Source organism: Lysinibacillus sp. VIII_CA, assembly GCF_049943995.1.
In the GTDB taxonomy this organism is placed as follows: Bacteria; Bacillota; Bacilli; order Bacillales_A; family Planococcaceae; genus Lysinibacillus; species Lysinibacillus pinottii.
Genome location: NZ_JBNFXM010000003.1, coordinates 282,730 through 301,204, shown reverse-complemented (window position 1 = coordinate 301,204; position 18,475 = coordinate 282,730). Strand labels below are relative to the sequence as shown.

The following is an 18,475-nucleotide window of genomic DNA, read 5'->3' as shown; positions in this document are numbered from 1 at the left end:
AAGCTTATATAAGGCTATTAAAATAACAGTTTTGATTACTTCAGTATTTAAATTTGTTTGTGTTATCTACTTATCTAGTTTTATATCAACTTGGGCAAATAGTAATGTCTTGCTGACAACACCTATCAGTATTGATACAATTTTATTGTATTGCCACCATGTAATGGAAAAGAGGAAAGCAGTCTCACACTTCAGTGTGCCCCAAAATGATTCGGTTGGTCCGTTATCAATACATCGACCAAAACGGGACATACTTTGTGCCATATTGGCTGTTTCCACAATTCGCTTAAATTCCTTCGATGTATATTGAAAACCTCGATCACTATGTATTAATGGCTGATTGTCATGATTGAATAGCTGATTTTATTGTTTTGAAAACAAGGGAATTATTATTCGAATGACCGAACACAAAACTCACAATTAAACGTGAATGCTCGATTTAATACGTTCTCAGCCACATGATGTACAGGGGATTTATGATAAGGCTTGCGCTTTCTACGAATAACAGACTTGAATACTCATTCCTTTACCTGAATCTTTCACTATGACTAGTATACTTTTTTACCCAGCTTTTTAAAACGGAGGTACAGCTAATCTCGTATTTCGCCAACACCTCCCTCTGTGAATAATTTCGTTGAATGTAGTCCTCCACAGCTGCTAATTTTAACTCTTTTGAATAGAACTTACATGAAGTAGCTTCTTGTAATCCTTCACGTCCACCTCCTCAAATTTCATTTTCCATCTATGAAAAGTTTGATGATTTAATGAAAATTTTTCACACAATTCGTTGATAGAATAGTGACCTTCTTCAAACAATTGAAGGTTATGTAGTTTTAACTCGAGTGGATGTTTGCTTCGCCCCATAAAAAATACTCCCCTTAGATAAACAGATTTTATTTTTTCATCTGTCTACCTAATAGGGAGCATATCACAATTGAGTGCCTGGTCTTTATTTTGGTGACTTATTAATAATTCTGTAGCTACTTAATGAAAACAATAGAAATGGAGCTCACCTATAAAACAGGTGCAGATATCAACTCATAACATTTGCTTGGTTTAACTGTTTTATATCTTGTTTACGATCCCACTCGAAGGTAATTAGCTCTTTGCCATTCAAATCTTCATTCATTAAAGAAACAGCTGAGATTCGGCTATTATCATAAAGCTTGAAGTAATAGTTTTTACTTTGTGCACACATAGTAGCCGTGTAAATCGTATAGTCTGTTTTCCCTTCTTTTGTCATGACAACTCCTTTCGGGATATTAACAGAAGATAGAATGTGGAACAAGTTTGTCACACCTTCTGTTTCATTTTTCGCTTGTTGCGTGTATTTCTTCCAATAAGCCACGCGAAGAAAGCGTGCAGATGGTGTGAAATCACCTGGTAATCCCAATCCACCTGCCCCTTGTCCAAACGGTGTTAATTCAAACTCTCCCATTGTAATGTCTTCTGGTGGATTAGGAGTGACACCGATGTAAGCTCTTAAGTTTGTCTGATGCCATTCATAACCAGGGCTATTTGTCATGACCCCAATCGTTGGTCGATGAATGGTAATTCCTGTTTTATCTGGTTCAATCACAATCGATTCACCAGTAGAGTCTGTAAATGTATAATGAAGGGGTGGTGCAAAGCCAAGTATTTCGTTTGGTTCATTTAATAATGTAAATGAGGCTAATTTCTCTACGACATCATTGATTGTTGCGCAGCTTCCTAATACTTGTGAAACGACGTAAACCGGATTAATGCCTCTTGAGCCTTCTTTCGGTTCGTCCGCATAGGTCGCAAAAGTTGCATAGTATAGCATAGCACCCATCAATCCTTTTTCGTTCACCCCATCATAGAGAACTGGTGATGAGATGTCAGTACTTCCCATTCCGACAAACGCATATGGATTTTTGATTACCTTATTATCTTTCTCTAACAATCGAATTCCATAATTACGTGGCACAATAATCACTTTACTATCTGGTTCCATTGTAAAATCCATTGTACGAGCGAATAAACTTTTCTCATCAGTTGTGTGAATTGATAAACTACTGCAGCCTAACATAAAAACACTCCTTTGAAAAAAATAATTTAATCTAACGGAATTATTTTTAGATTAACTAGTAAATCTTCATCTAAACAATTAGCATCGCTAGAAGTTACAAAGTACATTTTTACTATAGTATTTGGAACATATTCAACTTTTGTTGCTATTCCGTTTCTAGATCAATTACATCCTATCATTACCATCTATGGTATATCAAGGTAAAATTAACGCCGGTTTTTTGGCGTTCTTCCCGTCATTTTTTGGCGTGTTTTTACAACACCTTTACAATCACCGCCACATAATGCCGTTTGTTACGCCATATTTTGGCGGTTCTTATATAAGAAAGCGATACTAAAGTTACATTATCAACGTTTATTAAACATATTGTTTGACCTTCATTACATTGTAGTAACTGTTCATTTTGTAATCATAAATTTACAATTTGTACTTAAATATCTATTGACATTATATTGACTTTCAGAAAATTAGAAAAAGGCGATTTATAAATTATACCGAGCCATGAGGTTAAGATACCTTATGTAACTATCAACAAAAATTGGGAAATGACTGCTGAAGAAACTTCTTTCTGAAGTGTAGGCATTCTTTCAAAAGACACTTTTAAAGGTTTTATTAAAAGAAATGCTGCTAGGGGTCTTAGTGGTTAAGCAATGAAACAAAACGAGGTGAATTAACTATAAAATTAGAAAATAAATACTTTTAACCAAGATACTTCTACATTAAAAGGCGACATTTCCTACATATTAAACATGTATAAGGACCACCATTCATCCCCTGCCGATAGAAAAACAGAAAGAAACAACCAGACACAAAAAAACATAACAGCATTTATAACACAAAGGATTATTTCTATTATATCTTTCATGTTGCTCTCATTATTTTTGCAACTTTACTTTGAAATTTAACATCCTTCTTCAAATAACTTGCTTCGTTTGTTTAAGTAGAAAAGGCTCTACTCCATGCATGAAGTAAGGCCTCGATTAGTTCAATTATTTTTTATACAGAAATTTAGAAATATTTTTTGTAAGCTCTTCATATGAAGAATTCTTTCCCCGCTGGTTATACCACTTTCGAATCGTTTCTACTAACCAAAACGGCACAGAATTTCCATCTATTAAATGATAGTATTGCTCATATCCTTTTTTTAAATGCTCCCATCGAAAATCATTACCTTTTAGTGTGTATTCAGAAACATCAATTATTTTTGCTCTTCCATTTTGTAGTAATATATTTTTCAAATGGATATCACGAGGGTTAAGGCCCTTATTCCGAACATATTCTCTTGCATCCTCCACTTCATTTACAACCTGTTCTGGAATGTGAATACCTAGTAATATGCAGTCAAAGAGAGTTTTTCCTTCTTCGTAACTTAAAACAAGGAACTCGTCATATGAAGCAAAACACGTTGGAAAGAAAGGTGAATTTTGTAATATTCGGTAAACATCAGCTTCAACTTTTACTTTGTGTACTTTGTCCTTGGCATATATTTTAAATGCATAAGCTGGGGAGGAAAGGGACTGAAAAACAGCCGCATCTGTTCCGACACCTATACACTTCAAATCATTAGCTTCACCACTTATAGTTACTGGCTCGTTATTTGGATTTGAAAAAACTTTAATTTTAGAAAGAGAATCTATAGCTTTGTCCCAGTCGTTTTCCATATAATCTCCCCTTCATTAACATTGAAGAAAATTACAATACCCAATTACTTTATAGTGGCTAAATGCTCAAGGGATATCATTTTCATCATTATTTTGAATACCTATTCTTAGACTTTATTAGATTACTGACCATCAAACTTTGCTAATTCCTTTAAAGTGTAACATCCATTTGTTCTTTTACTAATTCGTTAGTTAAAGTACATTTCTTCACAATATTCAAATGAATTTCAAATAAACATTCAACAATAAAATCAGCTCTAAGAAAAACTAATGAGGTGATTTATATCAAACTTTATTATAAACGTTTATCTTTTTTTACAAAACTACATATGATTCAAATGTTACATATAGTATTTTCATTATATTCCGTCCTTTCTTAGGCTTACTAAATACGATGCAGTCCAATTCAGTGTCTCCTACAACTTTCTTATTTAAATTTTTAACAGCAGCCTTAAGAGCATCACCAAGTCTTGAAGTATCTACGCTTTTAAACCTAGGAGCATTGGAATGATATCCCTTTTCTAATGACCGTTAAAAAAACTTAGTAGCTGCCTCAGTAATCTCACACAACGCTAGGTCTGTTTGTTGTGGGCTTTTAGCACAAAAACTTATCTCTACATTGACTGTAGAAAATCCGTGGTATTGAACCTTAGATTCGTTGGCTGTTAAACCTAACCAATCTACATGCTTTCAATCTGCTTTGCCTCGCCTATACTCTGGTAGCTTGCCATTCACCCTATAAATCGTATGGCAACGACCCTGAATATCCATTGATGCAATGCCCTAAAGCCTCGGTGCTTTTGATTTCCAAGTTCCGTAATGATAGTAGCCATCTTGAATCATCTTCATCCATTCCCATTCCTCGATTATCGCGAAACGCATGTTATTGAACATTTTAAAATGACTTTATGGAGAAAAATAGCGAAGGTAAGCTAAATGACTTTGTATTTGACTACTTCCAAAACATGAAATATACATAACGTGGTGTCGATACAGTAAAATTGTAAAATAAGTTGAAGAACAAATGAATAAAGCTCTTTTAAAGAAATATATGATTAGCCACTAAACGAGTGGCCTTTTTAATAGAAACAACTATATAATTACTTGACTATATAGTTACTATACAGTCTAAAATTCTTGAGAAATCTATTTTTAGGAGAGAAAAAGAATGCTAGATAGTATAAAATTAAGACCTTTAGAACGAGAAGATTTAAAATATGTTCATAAATTAAACAATGATTCTAAGATAATGTCTTATTGGTTTGAAGAGCCCTATGAATCTTTTGTAGAGCTGCAAGATTTATTTGATAAACATATTCATAAACAAAGTGAAAGACGCTTTATTGTGGAAGATGAAAAGAAAATTATCGGGCTAGTTGAGCTAGTAGAGATTGACCTAATCCATCGTAACGCGGAATTCCAGATTATTATTGATCCTAACTTTCAAGGAAAAGGGTATGCTTTCACTGTAACTACACTCGCTATGAAATATGCGTTTAATAATTTAAATCTACACAAAGTTTATTTATTAGTCGATAAACAAAACGAAAAAGCTATTCATATTTATAAAAAAGCTGGATTTAGTATAGAGGGAGAACTTAGGGAGGAGTTTTTTACTGGTGGTTCTTATAGAGATGCTCTTCGTATGTGCATTTTTCAAAACGAGTTTCATAATAAAAAATCGTATGCTTAACTTATACATGTAAGATACTTTTATTATTTTAAATTTTAAAAAAGCCCAAGCTATTCTGAACTGAACACGATAAAGTAGACAGTTGAATAAGAGACCATTCTCTTCATTAAACAGCGATTAAATGACTACGGTTGCTGCGGGGGCACTGAAAAACTTACATTTTTATTAAGGCTTAACTTTTTAGATAAAAGTAAGGTACATTTTGGTTCAATCAAATAGATGTACCTTGTTTTTTGTCTATTCCTTCTTTTTCACATAGAAGTTTCAATATTCGTTTCAGATTGACGGCGAATATTGTTGCTCCTTGTATTTCTATGCCAAATAAGCCCGCTGTTTTAGCCGTATTATAGCCCTGTAAATTTTTAAATTCACTATTTTTCGCTTCAATTATATCGTTCTTTCGCAAGTATTTTAAATTCATCCATTTCTTAAAAAATAATTGGTCTTTATGTTCCATAAATTTAATTCTGATAGAGTATGTTTTACTTTTGGCTTCTTCTTTATAGCACCTACCACTTCATTTTTCTATGTCAAAGGAGTATGTTTCTGCTCTGCTTGATTAGCACCCTGATTTCATATCATCTTTCTATTTTAGACACAGGAAAAATCACTCATTATTTTGAGTGACTTTCATTTTTCACTTAATATTGTTTAGGTTCTTCTTTTGAAAATAATTTTTATTCCTTCAGAATAATTTTTATTTCCCCCCTATCTATTGCACTGATACAAATGTTTATAGAAGATATTAGCCCATACGATCTATGCCCACCTTTTATCCATCATTCTAAATACTCTTGAGCTAGTTTCTGGTTTTTATAGATTGCCATACCTGTTTTTAATTTTTTAAAACCCAATTTTTCATAAAAAGAATCATTTCCTGTTGTTGCAATTAATTGAATGCAAGAAACATCTTCTAACTGTTTAATGATGTCATTTAATAGAATTCGCGCAATGCCTCTTCCTTGGTAATCTTTATGAACAACAACATCGTAAATAGCAGCATTAAATACACCGTCAGAAAGGGCTCTACAAACACCAACAATTTTGTTGTCTTTTAATCCAATTACCATATGAGTACTGGCGTTGAAAACTTTTTTTATTATACCTTCGTCATGCTTCATCCACCCAACCGATTGATAAATATCTTTTAACATTGGTAGATCACTTTCTTCTAATTCATATTTAAGTTTAAGCAAAACCATTTTGATTCCCACATCCTCTTTGTATCTATTATTTTCATACCATTTAACATATAATACCATAATATAGAATGATATTTTTTAATGGTTGCATTCAGCAACTTTTTCATGCCACGTCCTTTTTACGATATTTTCCTTACCGCGCTTAATAGTTGATGCTGATAAAGCGATGTGTGAGGCTATCCAATGCTGTTTTTTCCATCTAATCACCCAGTTTAGAATTTGAACCTCTCTATCACCAGCAACCCTTTCTGAATCCTAAAGCATCTGCTGTATTCATTAGTATGCTTTCTTTTACGATAGGTTTAACATCCTAAATTAGGAAATGCTAATGACAAAGTCATTATCCAAAGGGCAAAACCCATTTCGAGCAGTAGCATTTGTACAACGGCGGCTATAATTAATAAGACTTTCCAAAATGAATTATAAAGGAATATCTGCTGTATGGCCCTTTATCTTTTTTCTAAGTACCACACCCCTTTACTTTAGATAGCCAATAAAAATAATTTCCCGTATAAATATTAAATAAAAAGCCACTATAAAGTTGCGTAGTGCGCCACTACTTAAAGGAGCTACAGAGATATTCATCCTCTGTGGTTTTTTTGTTTTATAATGTTAATCGCTCAACGCAGTGCTCGTTTGAGACACAAATAATAGGAACACTTTACGTATTGGTGGTTCCTTTTTTCAGCTTGATCATTTTCTAAACAGAAAGTGGTCCTGTAAATTTTTAATTTATTCAAATTCCCCTTAAGCCATTTCCTTCTATGGAAATGGCTCATTTTTTAAACGTTCCACCTTTACATCAGACCGTATCTTCATGCTATTCACCAGAATCATCTACCTAAAATGATATGGATTATAGCGAGTTATTTTTCTTCATCCTCCAGCGACTAATAATGAGGTCATTTCTCATGTTTCGAAACTTTATGCTCTAACTAAATGAACAGCTAGGAAAAATGTATTAAAGGTCTGCTTGTCTCTTGTTATCTTTCAGGCTAATATACAATGAGCCATTTGTTTGAATTTGGGCAAAATACACATCCTTAACATTCTGAACTTTTTGTTTTTTCAGCTTCTTCATAAGCCACTCTTCTGTTAATTCAAGTTCAACTATATTCTCATAAATAAGCTGGCCATCTGAAATAACCTCTGTTGGCAAGTATGTTGGAGGTGCAATGTTTGCATGCACATCTTGCTTAGTAGCTGCTTGCGCTGAAGTCTTTTGTAAAACGCTCAACTTACCATCAGTCTCCAGTATTGCAAATTGTATATCCTGTACAGAAAAAATTGCTTTCTCCCTTAACATCATTGTAAGTTCGTCCATATGCAACCGATTTTTCTTTAAAGCGAATTCTAGAATTCGGCCATTTTGAATGACAATCGTTGGTTTGTCATCAAATAGAACACGTGCTTTTTTAGATTTCAAAGAAATGATGGTTACTAAAAATGTTAAAAAAACCCACCAAATTAACGATATTAATCCATCCAACAAAGGTGTTTCAGCTACTGCAGCAACCTGAGATGCTATTGAACCAATCGAAATACCGGTTATATAGTGGAAAAAAGTAAGTTGCCCAAGTTGTTTTTTACCAAGGATTCGTGCCAAAATAAGTAGTGTAAAAAAAGAAAACAATGTTCTAACAGTCATTTCCCAAAAATTAAGTACAAAAAAGTGGTCCATACAATACTTAGCTCCTTAAAACGTTGTTGAATAATAGCATGTACAAGAAACTCCTTCTAATGCTAAATTTCCGACAATTTGTTTAATTCGAACTGTAGCGTGTGTGAGATGCTGCGGCTTTTAAATGTATAGGTAACTTTAATGTGTACAGATTAATATAAAGTAATAACAATCCTCAGCTGGCCTCAATTTACAAAAAGTTACACCTTAATGTACATAAAAAGACATTCCTTCAAGGAATGTCTAAGCATTTATCTATAGATGTCTAATAAATTTAATAGGTACATTTCAGTTTCATTGATCGAAAGCATTATTTCTTTATGCAGTTGGTCCTCCATATTTTCCTCAGAAATAAACTGTAAGTATTTATTTACTTCCAAAAAGAATTTTTCAAACTCTTGTAAGAACTCATCAATTTTTTGATCGCCAGGTGTGACTGATAAATAAATAGTTTTGAATAAATTAAAGTCACTATATGCATTACTTAAAAAATAGATAGCCAATATTTTATCGCTCGTGACATATGATTTTACAAAGGTCAGATTTTGTTTTAATTTTTTCAATGAATTTATAAGATTTGTAGTTTGTTTTAGCATATTAGCAGTATTACTATACATCTAATAAACACCTCCAATTTAATAATAAGCAAAAAATCACCAAATTGGAATAATATTCTGCATTTTTCATCTTTTAAATTACAAGATCTGCCATTCGATGATGGCATCGGTCCAAACACCAATGATCAGTAATACAAATACCCAGCCTACAAACTGAATGTAGACTTTTAATACTGGGCTATCTGCAAATCCTCTTGAAAAGGGGCTCACCTTTAAAACATCATGAGGATACTTCAACAATATATATGAAAAACTGCCAAAAATGAACGTTACCCATATAGCGGTCATGAACATGTCCAAGTTTCACTCCTAAACATCAAGATTCAACTATCGCATACTTATTATATTTATCCCCCTTCTCTCTTGTGCCATCGTTGCTGTAATGGCTGCATCCTCATTTAAAACAAAATAAAATAAGCTCGATCAAAACTTGAGCTCATAGATTCTTTTATCCTAATGGATAATAAGGTTCATAAATTGGATGCCAATAATATGGGGGTCTAACACCAATACTCGGTGTAAACCAGCTGTCATTTACATAATGAATGTTTAATGGATTTACGTTATTTTCTAGTAACCGTGTCACTTCTGGGAAAAATTCAATCTCCATGCTAACAATCCCCCTGCGATTATAGTCGTTTCCTTGCTTTAACATACGAAGATAATCAATCATAGTATATGTTGAAAAGGAGGGATTGGTTATTAACAATCCAAGTGACGGGCAAGCTAAAGATAACCAAGATTTAATGGAACAAATTCGTTTTTATCAAAAATGGTTTGAGGACAATAAAAAAGAAAATCCATACCCTCAATATCCTGTCTATGGAAAAATAACGCAATATAAAGAAGTACCCCTTACCCAACCCGAACAAAGGCAGCTTCGTCAACCTGGTCTCGAAAGCTTAATGGTGCCGAAGCCTATCATTGAAAACCCTCATTATAAAGGTAGTGGAAAATTAAAAGGGAAAGTTGCCCTTATTACCGGAGGTGATAGTGGTATGGGTGCAGCTGCTGCGATTGCCTTTGCGAAAGAGGGGGCTGATGTAGCAATTGCTTATTTAGATGAGCATGAGGACGCTACTCGAACTAAAAATAGAATTGAGGAACTAGGAAAAAAATGTTTACTCCTTCCAGGGGATCTCCGTGAAAAAAAAAACAATGCAAAGATATTGTTTTTGAAACCATTCATACGCTTGGACGCTTAGATATATTATGTAACCATGTTGGCATTCAGTTTCAACAAAATGACCTGACTGACATTACAGATGAACAATTCGATGAAACGTTTAAACTTAATATTTATTCACATTTTTATACGACAAGAGCAGCCCTCCCTTATTTACAAGCTGGTAGCTCCATCATTGGTACCGCTTCAGTTGTAGCTTATGCTGGGGAGCCTTTATTAATCGATTACTCTGCAACAAAAGCAGCTATCGTCGGCTGGACTCGTTCTTTAGCAAAAAGCATTGCTAAAAAGCAGATTCGCGTCAATGCTATTGCCCCTGGTCGTATTTGGACACCACTGATCCCCTCCAGTTTTTCCTCTGACGAAAACGCATTACATGGAGGAAATCTTTTTAACCGAATGGCACAGCCCTTTGAGGTGGCCCCTACATTCGTTTATTTAGCATCGGATGATTCAAGACATGTAACGGGGCAAGTTTTACATGTGGATGGTGGAGAATCCACCCATTCGTAGCTCGGAAAGAAAACTCAGGCAACAATTAATCGTATGCTGAGTTTTTTTAATTTCTCTCTTCAAAGGTTTAAAAAAATATTTTAACAACTTTTCCTCTTTATTTCATTTACTTTTCAATTTATTTACAGTGGTTATGTTCATAACTACGACAACATACATTAATTGCGGGATAGCAACTTTAACATCGCCCCCAAGATGTTTTTGTACAACGCTATCCCAGCTTTACAGCGTAGTTTTTGGCGATCATACTACTCTTCTATCAGCTTTCTCTACGTTGTTATCCCTTCCGTAGTAAAGAATATCTCAACATATCTCTACATTCGCCAGTCACACTTGGACATACATATTGTCTTAAATAGCTCTCTTCTTTAAAATTGAATTTGGTTAGTAACTGCTATGTTTTCTTCAGCAACAATGGCTTGTATCCTCACCACCCCTAACGATAGCCATTGCTATGCAAACATCATATATTCCCTCACTACTATCACCTCTCCGTTAACCAATAAATCAATTATTCCCATATCATATACACTAATTGATACAGGCGTAATTGATAGTCCGCTCTTAAAGTCATCCCTACCTAGGCATTACCCTATGCACCATCGACCATTACATTCATATAATTGTACTGAAGGGAGTGGCAATAGTGCCTTGGCAACATAAAATTTACTATTTAATTGGGCAACCGGTCGGTGTTTCGTTGACGAATGGGCAAGGGACATCTGGTGTTCTTTGTGGCGTTTCAGGTGGGAAGCTTCTTGTTCTCGAATATTTGTATCAAAGCCAATTTGCTTTAAAGCAATATGATTTTCATATGATTCAAGATGTTAATGGTTTTCCGCCTTGTCAAATGCGGTAGCCGTTATATTAAAAGTATGTTTCAGACTGTCGACAAAAGGAATTGAGAAGTTCACACTCGATTCCTTTTGTCATTTTTTTCTCTTTCATTATGTTTAAAAATGGTAATTTGATATCCAATAAAACAGACTCTTCAAGTATAAGAACTCTTTGAAGCCGCCTGCCACGTCCAAGTAGCTAGTTTCTTTAAATTTATGGCAGCAAAAGTAAGTATCGCCTGCATGGATAATTTTTTCAGACCTCTAGGTTGTCCATCACATTCCATGCTTTTCCTTTGCATCGGCAAAGACATGCTCAATCGTTTCTTTACGCTTGCATAAATTTGTTTGATGTCATAGGAATGGCATAAATGTTCAGCTTCCTCCACATACAGTTCCCCAATATGGCGTTGAATAAGCTTTTTGTGATTCTTACTTTCTGTACATTGGGAAAGGCTTGGACACTTCGCACCATTCAAAGGTTTCGATGTTTCTCAAAAATTTACCTATGTAGATGGGGTACTTTATGTAGAAGTTGATGGGAACGAAGGGCGGTGACTCCAGCGGGAAAGCGGGAAAGACGAAATCTTGGACTGAGCGAAGCGAGGGAAGCAGCTCGACCCCGCCCGTAGTGGAAATCAACGGCTTTACTTTATTTCATTGAGTTTGTCTACAGTCTGAAACATTCGTGTAGGATGTTTGTTTGATGGCACCATTTTAATACTAGTTACTTGGATGATGATCGCTCCTCCATTTGAATCTTATACATACAATAGATAGGGAGAGAGGGGGTGTCCTTTGTGGGATACTGTGGAAATATAGGTAATTTTAATAACTATTGTGGCGGAAATGACGGCAATGGTAACAGTTCAACTTTCGTGCTAATCGTTGTACTATTTATTCTACTTATTATTGTTGGCGCAAGTTTCATTTGCTAATGGTCATCTTAAGGCTTTAGCTTCTGGTCATTTCTAATGATGAAGAAGCTCAAAGCCTTTTTTATTTCCCTCCCTCTCATGATATACCTATCATGAGATAAGCAAATTATATTTCTTATGCCATTGAAGATAGATAACTATATCCAATTGATAACTTAACATAATAATAGTATTGTAAAGTTCTTTCTACTTTACATGACACTCCTTTATTGGTTCTAGGGGTCACTTACATCCAAGTGGCCTCTTTTTGCATCCTTTACTCTATTATAGATTTTATAGAAATATCGTTTTAGTAGAGAGGAGGAAACAAATGGGAATTAATTTAAATTTCTGGTCCTTTATTTTATCTTTAGGTTGCATCTTATTATTTTTTCTGTCCGGTTCCTTAAAAGACTTTTTTGTTACCTATGTCCATCTTCACCCATTGACACTGACATTGTTATTGTCAATCGTATGTTTCTACCTAAGTGTTGTAGGAATGAAAGATGTCAGAAATTTAGCGACCTTGCTGAGAGGTATAGTGACAATGGCTTTAACACTGATTCTAATTGTGAGTGTTTCTTTTATTTTATTTTTTGGTAATTTATAGTGTAAAAGAACTCTGGCTCGCATGATGATTAAACAAGCTCCCTTGACGAACGTTTGTTCTATATATACAATAATAAAAAAGGAGGCTTGTTTATGCAAGACACAATTAACATTGAATTAGTACATTTTTCAGAAGACTATGTAGAGCAGTTAAATGAGTTTGAATTGCCTGCAGAACAGCACCGATTTACTGCCTTACCAAAAGAGATTACAATCGAAAAAGTTGGACAGTACCCTATTGTGATTTTAAGTAATACAATACCTGTTGGTTTTTTCGTACTTCATGCCACTGAAAGAGTACAGGAATATTCTAGTAATCCTCAGGCGATGTTACTTACTGCTTTATCTATGGACCATAAACAGCAAGGAAAGGGTTATGCAAAAAAAGCAATGCTGTTACTGGCTGACTTTGTCAAACATGAATTTAAAGAATTTAACGAAGTAGTGTTAGTGGTAAATCACAAGAACATCGCTGCGCAGAATTTGTATACCAACGTAGGTTTTGAAGATAATGGTGAAAGACGAATGGGACCAATTGGTGAGCAAATAGTGATGCAATTGCACCTATAAGGAGACAGTCACTCATTTGCGATGTTCAAATGAGTGACTTTGTCATCCGCTGGAATCGTACCATTCATACGATGATCTGCACGAATATCATTTACTTGATTTTGCTTTAAATACCGTTATTGCCATCCACTTCTATATATGCAGCATAAATATGTTTCAATGCGATATGCTTCGTTGTTGTAATTGTTTCTAGCAGAAGCTCCAACTCGTTCATCCCTTTAATTATGCCACCATATTGTACAAAATTAGCCTCTTCCCAAATAGTTAACATAATATAGTTACGTTGCGATAATGCATGCGTGATGGTTTGCTGTAATTCCTCCAGTTCCCATTCTGCACGTTCCCTTGGCGGTTCTGTCAGTACCTCTTGTTTCCACTTTTTCAAAAGCATTAAATGCTCTGGAAGCATCATCGATGTCCATTTCATGGCTCCTCGATCTTTGATCAAATTGTCTCATCCTTTCTACTATGTTTCGGGGGACGTTTGCGAGAAAACTTCAACATTGAAAGTCATGGCTACTATGCTAAAATTTCCATTCCCCACAAAACAAAACATACGTTCCTTTTAGTATACGCACATACGTTCTTTAATAGCAGTGGTAATTTCATACAATTTCTCTAGCATGTGCTTGCGAGGAGTTCTAGACAAACGCTAGGCATTTGTATAAGTCTATAAACATTTCAATCATAATCTGTGATGATGATGAATATCACAATTTTAGTGAGAAAGGATGTAAGTATTAACACAAATGTCGATTATACATCGCCTTCTGCAGAGTTCACCTTTGATGTCAACAAAAGTACGCTTTTTAAAAAAGATGCACGAAATTACATTAATATTCTTGGTGTTGAGCAATTAAATACGTTAGAAAATACCTCTTTACTGGATATTTTTTTAAGCAAAGATAATGTTATTGAGCCACACTATCACCAAAATGCAGCTGAGCTTGTCTATTGTATTTCTGGTGCAGCAACGGTTTCCCTATTAAATCCCTTTACAAAAAAACTTCAAAACTACCCGATTAAGCCTGGGCAAGTAGCCAATATCCCACAGGGCTGGTGGCATTATGAGATTGCCACAGAAGATAACACCCATTTACTAGCTATTTTTGATGCTCCAACACCAGAGGTTATTTTAGGCTCCGATATATTGAAATTTACACCAGCGAATATAATGGCGCACACCTATTGTTTAGATGAGGAACAATGGAAGAAAACTATTGCACCGATTGTTCCATCTACTTACATTGGACCACCAAAAAGCTGTAATCGTGTAGAATCAGCAACTGATAATTCTTCGTGCAAGCAAAAGAAGCCGAAACCATGCCAATACCCTTATCCATATCCATACCATTACCCTTCCCCACATATGTATCCGTATGGCACGTATTATTAAAATGCCCCTTGTATTAAACTTTTATTGTAAAAGATGAATAGAATGTCATAAACTGTTCCATCCTAATCTTAGATAAATACTAGGAGTTAGGAAGTGTCACAATAACGATGATAAATGACAATCTAGCATCATTACAGTTTAAGGAAATGTTTAGACTTTGGTCGCAGCTCGGTGTCAATCAAAGCTATATTGCCTCAAGCCATGGATTTTTTAATCATACCCGGGATAAAAAATTAAAGATTATGATTTTGGAATTTATTCAATGTTTAAAAGAGGAAAATAAACAGCTGACATTGTTATTAAAGGAAAATGGCGTGCTTGCCCCCACTCCAACTTTGGCATTCAGTAAAATGAAAATAACGGATATCCGTGGAAAATCCATCATTCATGATAGCGAAATTAGTGCCATTATATCTATGAATATTGCTTCCTCTTTAGTTGCTGTAAGCCAAGCATTGGAATTGTCAGTGAAGCAAAAGCACCTTGCCAAATATGGTGAACTCCATATGCGCTATGCTATACTTGGGTCTAAATTGATTGAACTCAGTAAGAATAAAGGCTGGCTACTAGCGCCAGCCCAATAAAAATGGCATGATGGATGATGCTAACCATCCATTACGTTGCACATTATTAAATCAATTTTTAATAGTGTGTTTTTTTTGTACATTTTAAGCTTGTGCATCTCACTTAACATCTCCGATCTCATTAAACAATAGCAAAACCACCTACTCGTTATATGTAGGTGGTTTTAACATCCAATCTTCTTCTATCGACTTCTTACAAACAGGAGCTTATACCATTGATTTACGAGGAACGGTAACACGGATAGACTATAAATAAAGCCTAATTGGGCCATTGTTAATGGAGCCACTTCAAAGACCGTTGTTAGCATTGGCATAAACAATACAATATGCAAGCTTAGGACACCGATTAAAAATGCAATCCATGCATATTTATTCGAAAATACACCAATCGTAAAGATCGATTGTTTGGCTCTGGAGTTAAAGCCATGCACTAATCTTGATAAACAAAGTGTTGTAAACGCCATTGTACTTGCCGTTAATGTATCGCCAGTTGATAATCCAATTTGAAAAGCAATGATGGTGGAGATGGCAATTAAAATTCCTTCAAGCACCACCTGTGTCGTAAATGATTTATTTAATAGAGGGGTATGAACATTTCTAGGCTTGTCCTTCATCGTTTTCTTATTATTCGGCTCTAATCCGATTGCGATTGCTGGAAGGCTATCTGTTAATAGGTTAATGAATAATAGATGGACGGGCGCAAAAGGAACTGGTAAGCCAAGGACTGTGGCATACAACACTACAAAAATAGCTCCCGCATTTCCTGATAATAAGAACAAAATGGCATTTTTAATATTTGTATAAATGCTACGACCATTGGCAATGGCCTTGACAATCGTTGAAAAATTATCATCAGTTAAAATCATAGACGAGGCATCTTTTGCTACCTCTGTACCAGTCACTCCCATTGCCACCCCGATATCTGCTTGTTTTAATGCAGGTCCATCATTGACGCCATCCCCCGTCATTGCGACAACATGTCCCTTATCCTGCCACGCCTTGACGATACGGATCTTTTGAGCAGGTGTCACACGGGCATATACAGAGTAATCATCTACTTTTTCCTGTAGCTCTTGATCTGTGAATCTTTCGAGAGCATGTCCTTCAATGGCTTCATCTGAATTTTTTAATATCCCAATTTGTTGGGCAATCGCTGTGGCCGTAATTTTATGGTCACCCGTAATCATAACTGGCTTAATGCCTGCCTTAATACAATTTTCCACTGCCTCTTTGGACTCTTTTCTTGGAGGGTCCATCATAGCCACTAGGCCGACAAATATTAAATCCTTTTCCACTCTTGTATCAATTGTTTGCTGTGGTAAAACATCTTTATAGGCAATGGCTATCACCCGTAAACCATTCCTCGAAAAATCATGATTGACCGCTTCGATTTTTTGACGATGCTGAGCTGTCATCTCAAAAATGCCTGCTGCCGTTTTTATTCTAGTCACTTTAGGTAAGAGAACATCTAATGCCCCTTTGGTAATCAGAACAGGCCGTTTATCTATTTGATTTACAGTACTCATAAGCTTTCGCGCCGAATCAAATGGAATTTCAGCCAGTCTTGGATATTGCTCGCGAATCATCAATTCATCTAAGCCGTACTGCTTCCCTAATTTTACAAGCGCTATTTCTGTCGGATCACCAATTTCCTTCTGATCACGCTCAACAGCATCACTACATAAAAGTGCCTTAACCATCAGCTCTTTTTCCACTGGATTTGTTGGGTTTAGCCAATCATGAGGAATTTTTTTCTGATCGACAAAGACTTCCTGTACAACCATTTTATTTTCTGTTAAAGTACCCGTTTTATCAGAACAAATAACAGATACACTTCCTAAGCTTTCAACCGCATAGAGCTTACGAATAATCGCATTTTCCTTGGCCATCTTCTGTGTGCCGAATGCTAAAACGATTGTAACGATGGAACTCAAAGCCTCAGGAATAGCTGCGACAGCTAGAGATACTGCAAACATAAAGGATTCTACTAAAGCTCGTCCGCGAATAAGGTCAATTGTAAAAATGGCTAAGCAAATGATTGTAATACCTAATGCTAATTTTTCACCAAATTGGTCCAAGCTAATTTGTAAGGGTGTTTTCTTTTCCTTTGCTGTATCGAGTAAATTTGCGATTTTCCCTATTTCAGTCTGCATCCCGATAGCTGTAACCATTACAATCCCTCGTCCATTGGTGACGAAGCTACCTGAATACACCATATTTTTCTTATCTGCAATCGTAACATTGTTTTTTCGAATAGGCTCAGTACTTTTGGCAACGGCAATTGATTCTCCGGTTAGAGAGCTTTCATTGATGTGCAAATTATGACTTTCCAATAGTCTGCCATCCGCATTGATGTAATCGCCAGCCTCCAAAATAAGAAGATCCCCCACCACAATCTCCTCAGAAGGAATTTCCATAAGCTGATTATTCCTCATTACTTTGGCAATAGGTGAGGTTAGTGCCTTCAGATTGTCTAAAGATTGCTCTGCTTTAACATGCTGTACCGTGCCTAAAATAGCATTTAGAAAGACAACAATCATAATGACAATTGTACTTTCTACCTCTCCTAGTAGAAAGGAAACGAAGGCAGCAACTAGTAAAATAATGACTAATAAATCTTTAAATTGGCCCATAAAAACTGCCCATGTACTAATCTTTTTACCTTCCTCTAATACATTATAGCCATAGACTTGTTGTCTTTTTTGAACGTCCCCATCGGACAAGCCTTCTGTGGTGACATTCAATATCTTCATGACTTCAGTAGACGATTGTTGATGATATTCAGTCATAGGGTTCTCCTTCCATTCACAAGATTTAAAGGTGGTATACTATTTTCTGGAAAATAATAGGCACCTTATAATCTCAAACTTCTTAAGTCTGTGTGAAATTCATTAACTACAACAATCTATTCCATAGATAACTAGAGTATGATAATAAACTAGTGAGAAATTAATTTTTAA

The 18,475-nt window shown here is 35.3% G+C and carries 17 protein-coding genes and 3 pseudogenes; 7 read left to right on the top strand and 13 right to left on the bottom strand.

Translation table 11 applies throughout. The features are described from left to right. Window positions 1–171 precede the first annotated feature (171 nt). The 4 genes and pseudogenes from ACP3VS_RS06825 to ACP3VS_RS06810 all read right to left on the bottom strand — a co-directional run. Window positions 172–512, bottom strand: a pseudogene (locus tag ACP3VS_RS06825) (DDE-type integrase/transposase/recombinase); the annotation flags it as partial. Between the two features lie 151 nt (window positions 513–663). Beyond that, entirely contained in the window at window positions 664–864 is a 201-nt protein-coding gene (locus ACP3VS_RS06820; protein WP_031417914.1) for a transposase, read from the bottom strand. Between the two features lie 169 nt (window positions 865–1,033). Next, window positions 1,034–2,050: a choloylglycine hydrolase family protein gene (locus ACP3VS_RS06815; RefSeq protein ID WP_012294830.1), complete on the bottom strand. Its 1,017-nt coding sequence runs from the start codon at window positions 2,048–2,050 to the stop codon at window positions 1,034–1,036. A gap of 989 nt (window positions 2,051–3,039) precedes the next feature. Continuing rightward, window positions 3,040–3,711 (bottom strand): serine/threonine protein kinase, encoded by a 672-nt coding sequence (locus ACP3VS_RS06810; protein WP_012294831.1) that lies wholly within the window; start codon window positions 3,709–3,711, stop codon window positions 3,040–3,042. Window positions 3,712–4,879: 1,168 nt separating this feature from the next. On the opposite strand from ACP3VS_RS06810, the gene speG reads away from it, so the two are divergent. Further along, window positions 4,880–5,404 carry a spermidine N1-acetyltransferase gene (speG, locus tag ACP3VS_RS06805; protein ID WP_036161962.1) on the top strand — a complete coding sequence of 175 codons (525 nt, stop codon included), beginning with the start codon at window positions 4,880–4,882 and terminating at the stop codon, window positions 5,402–5,404. Between the two features lie 211 nt (window positions 5,405–5,615). Here speG and ACP3VS_RS06800 read toward each other — a convergent pair. From ACP3VS_RS06800 to ACP3VS_RS06775, 6 genes and pseudogenes are all read right to left on the bottom strand, one after another. After that, window positions 5,616–5,912 (bottom strand): annotated as a pseudogene (locus ACP3VS_RS06800) (hypothetical protein); the annotation flags it as partial. Window positions 5,913–6,183: 271 nt separating this feature from the next. Beyond that, on the bottom strand, window positions 6,184–6,606 hold the full coding sequence (locus ACP3VS_RS06795) for a GNAT family N-acetyltransferase (protein ID WP_012294834.1): 423 nt from the start codon (window positions 6,604–6,606) through the stop codon (window positions 6,184–6,186). A gap of 961 nt (window positions 6,607–7,567) precedes the next feature. After that, complete coding sequence (locus tag ACP3VS_RS06790) at window positions 7,568–8,287, bottom strand: YetF domain-containing protein (protein ID WP_031416145.1); 720 nt, start codon at window positions 8,285–8,287, stop codon at window positions 7,568–7,570. A 251-nt stretch (window positions 8,288–8,538) separates the two neighbouring features. Then, window positions 8,539–8,904: a hypothetical protein gene (locus ACP3VS_RS06785; protein ID WP_031416146.1), complete on the bottom strand. Its 366-nt coding sequence runs from the start codon at window positions 8,902–8,904 to the stop codon at window positions 8,539–8,541. A gap of 78 nt (window positions 8,905–8,982) precedes the next feature. After that, complete coding sequence (locus ACP3VS_RS06780; protein ID WP_036163962.1) at window positions 8,983–9,198, bottom strand: hypothetical protein; 216 nt, start codon at window positions 9,196–9,198, stop codon at window positions 8,983–8,985. A gap of 154 nt (window positions 9,199–9,352) precedes the next feature. After that, window positions 9,353–9,514 (bottom strand): hypothetical protein, encoded by a 162-nt coding sequence (locus tag ACP3VS_RS06775; RefSeq protein WP_012294839.1) that lies wholly within the window; start codon window positions 9,512–9,514, stop codon window positions 9,353–9,355. 136 nt (window positions 9,515–9,650) lie between these two features. Between ACP3VS_RS06775 and ACP3VS_RS06770 the strand changes: the two are divergent. Together ACP3VS_RS06770 and ACP3VS_RS06765 are read left to right on the top strand one after the other, a co-directional pair. After that, a pseudogene (locus ACP3VS_RS06770) lies at window positions 9,651–10,603 on the top strand (SDR family oxidoreductase). Between the two features lie 646 nt (window positions 10,604–11,249). Further along, window positions 11,250–11,462 carry a hypothetical protein gene (locus tag ACP3VS_RS06765; protein ID WP_099806257.1) on the top strand — a complete coding sequence of 71 codons (213 nt, stop codon included), beginning with the start codon at window positions 11,250–11,252 and terminating at the stop codon, window positions 11,460–11,462. A 132-nt stretch (window positions 11,463–11,594) separates the two neighbouring features. Here ACP3VS_RS06765 and ACP3VS_RS06760 read toward each other — a convergent pair whose 3' ends face one another. Continuing rightward, window positions 11,595–11,918: a transposase gene (locus ACP3VS_RS06760; protein WP_289448876.1), complete on the bottom strand. Its 324-nt coding sequence runs from the start codon at window positions 11,916–11,918 to the stop codon at window positions 11,595–11,597. Between the two features lie 321 nt (window positions 11,919–12,239). On the opposite strand from ACP3VS_RS06760, the gene ACP3VS_RS06755 reads away from it, so the two are divergent. Further along, on the top strand, window positions 12,240–12,377 hold the full coding sequence (locus tag ACP3VS_RS06755) for a YjcZ family sporulation protein (protein WP_080695212.1): 138 nt from the start codon (window positions 12,240–12,242) through the stop codon (window positions 12,375–12,377). 681 nt (window positions 12,378–13,058) lie between these two features. Further along, the gene (locus tag ACP3VS_RS06750; RefSeq protein ID WP_012294844.1) at window positions 13,059–13,535 is read left to right on the top strand and encodes a GNAT family N-acetyltransferase; all 477 of its coding nucleotides are present in this window, start codon (window positions 13,059–13,061) and stop codon (window positions 13,533–13,535) included. Between the two features lie 106 nt (window positions 13,536–13,641). On the opposite strand, the gene ACP3VS_RS06745 is transcribed toward ACP3VS_RS06750, so the two are convergent. Beyond that, window positions 13,642–13,983: a YolD-like family protein gene (locus ACP3VS_RS06745; protein WP_031417090.1), complete on the bottom strand. Its 342-nt coding sequence runs from the start codon at window positions 13,981–13,983 to the stop codon at window positions 13,642–13,644. 249 nt (window positions 13,984–14,232) lie between these two features. On the opposite strand from ACP3VS_RS06745, the gene ACP3VS_RS06740 reads away from it, so the two are divergent. Further along, the gene (locus ACP3VS_RS06740) at window positions 14,233–14,931 is read left to right on the top strand and encodes a cupin domain-containing protein (RefSeq protein WP_012294846.1); all 699 of its coding nucleotides are present in this window, start codon (window positions 14,233–14,235) and stop codon (window positions 14,929–14,931) included. Between the two features lie 107 nt (window positions 14,932–15,038). Then, entirely contained in the window at window positions 15,039–15,515 is a 477-nt protein-coding gene (locus tag ACP3VS_RS06735; RefSeq protein ID WP_012294847.1) for a DUF3231 family protein, read from the top strand. Window positions 15,516–15,697: 182 nt separating this feature from the next. On the opposite strand, the gene ACP3VS_RS06730 is transcribed toward ACP3VS_RS06735, so the two are convergent. Then, window positions 15,698–18,304 (bottom strand): cation-translocating P-type ATPase, encoded by a 2,607-nt coding sequence (locus tag ACP3VS_RS06730; protein WP_200990442.1) that lies wholly within the window; start codon window positions 18,302–18,304, stop codon window positions 15,698–15,700. Window positions 18,305–18,475 lie beyond the last annotated feature (171 nt).

Excerpts from the sequence above, each read along its gene's own strand:
- ACP3VS_RS06740 (WP_012294846.1), top strand. The coding sequence starts at position 14,233 with ATGATGATGAATATCACAATTTTAGTGAGAAAGGATGTAAGTATTAAC.
- ACP3VS_RS06795 (WP_012294834.1), bottom strand. The coding sequence starts at position 6,606 with ATGGTTTTGCTTAAACTTAAATATGAATTAGAAGAAAGTGATCTACCA.
- ACP3VS_RS06815 (WP_012294830.1), bottom strand. The coding sequence starts at position 2,050 with ATGTTAGGCTGCAGTAGTTTATCAATTCACACAACTGATGAGAAAAGT.
- ACP3VS_RS06780 (WP_036163962.1), bottom strand. The coding sequence starts at position 9,198 with ATGTTCATGACCGCTATATGGGTAACGTTCATTTTTGGCAGTTTTTCA.
- ACP3VS_RS06810 (WP_012294831.1), bottom strand. The coding sequence starts at position 3,711 with ATGGAAAACGACTGGGACAAAGCTATAGATTCTCTTTCTAAAATTAAA.
- ACP3VS_RS06790 (WP_031416145.1), bottom strand. The coding sequence starts at position 8,287 with ATGGACCACTTTTTTGTACTTAATTTTTGGGAAATGACTGTTAGAACA.
- speG (WP_036161962.1), top strand. The coding sequence starts at position 4,880 with ATGCTAGATAGTATAAAATTAAGACCTTTAGAACGAGAAGATTTAAAA.
- ACP3VS_RS06735 (WP_012294847.1), top strand. The coding sequence starts at position 15,039 with ATGATAAATGACAATCTAGCATCATTACAGTTTAAGGAAATGTTTAGA.
- ACP3VS_RS06785 (WP_031416146.1), bottom strand. The coding sequence starts at position 8,904 with ATGTATAGTAATACTGCTAATATGCTAAAACAAACTACAAATCTTATA.
- ACP3VS_RS06750 (WP_012294844.1), top strand. The coding sequence starts at position 13,059 with ATGCAAGACACAATTAACATTGAATTAGTACATTTTTCAGAAGACTAT.
- ACP3VS_RS06730 (WP_200990442.1), bottom strand. The coding sequence starts at position 18,304 with ATGACTGAATATCATCAACAATCGTCTACTGAAGTCATGAAGATATTG.
- ACP3VS_RS06820 (WP_031417914.1), bottom strand. The coding sequence starts at position 864 with ATGGGGCGAAGCAAACATCCACTCGAGTTAAAACTACATAACCTTCAA.
- ACP3VS_RS06775 (WP_012294839.1), bottom strand. The coding sequence starts at position 9,514 with ATGGAGATTGAATTTTTCCCAGAAGTGACACGGTTACTAGAAAATAAC.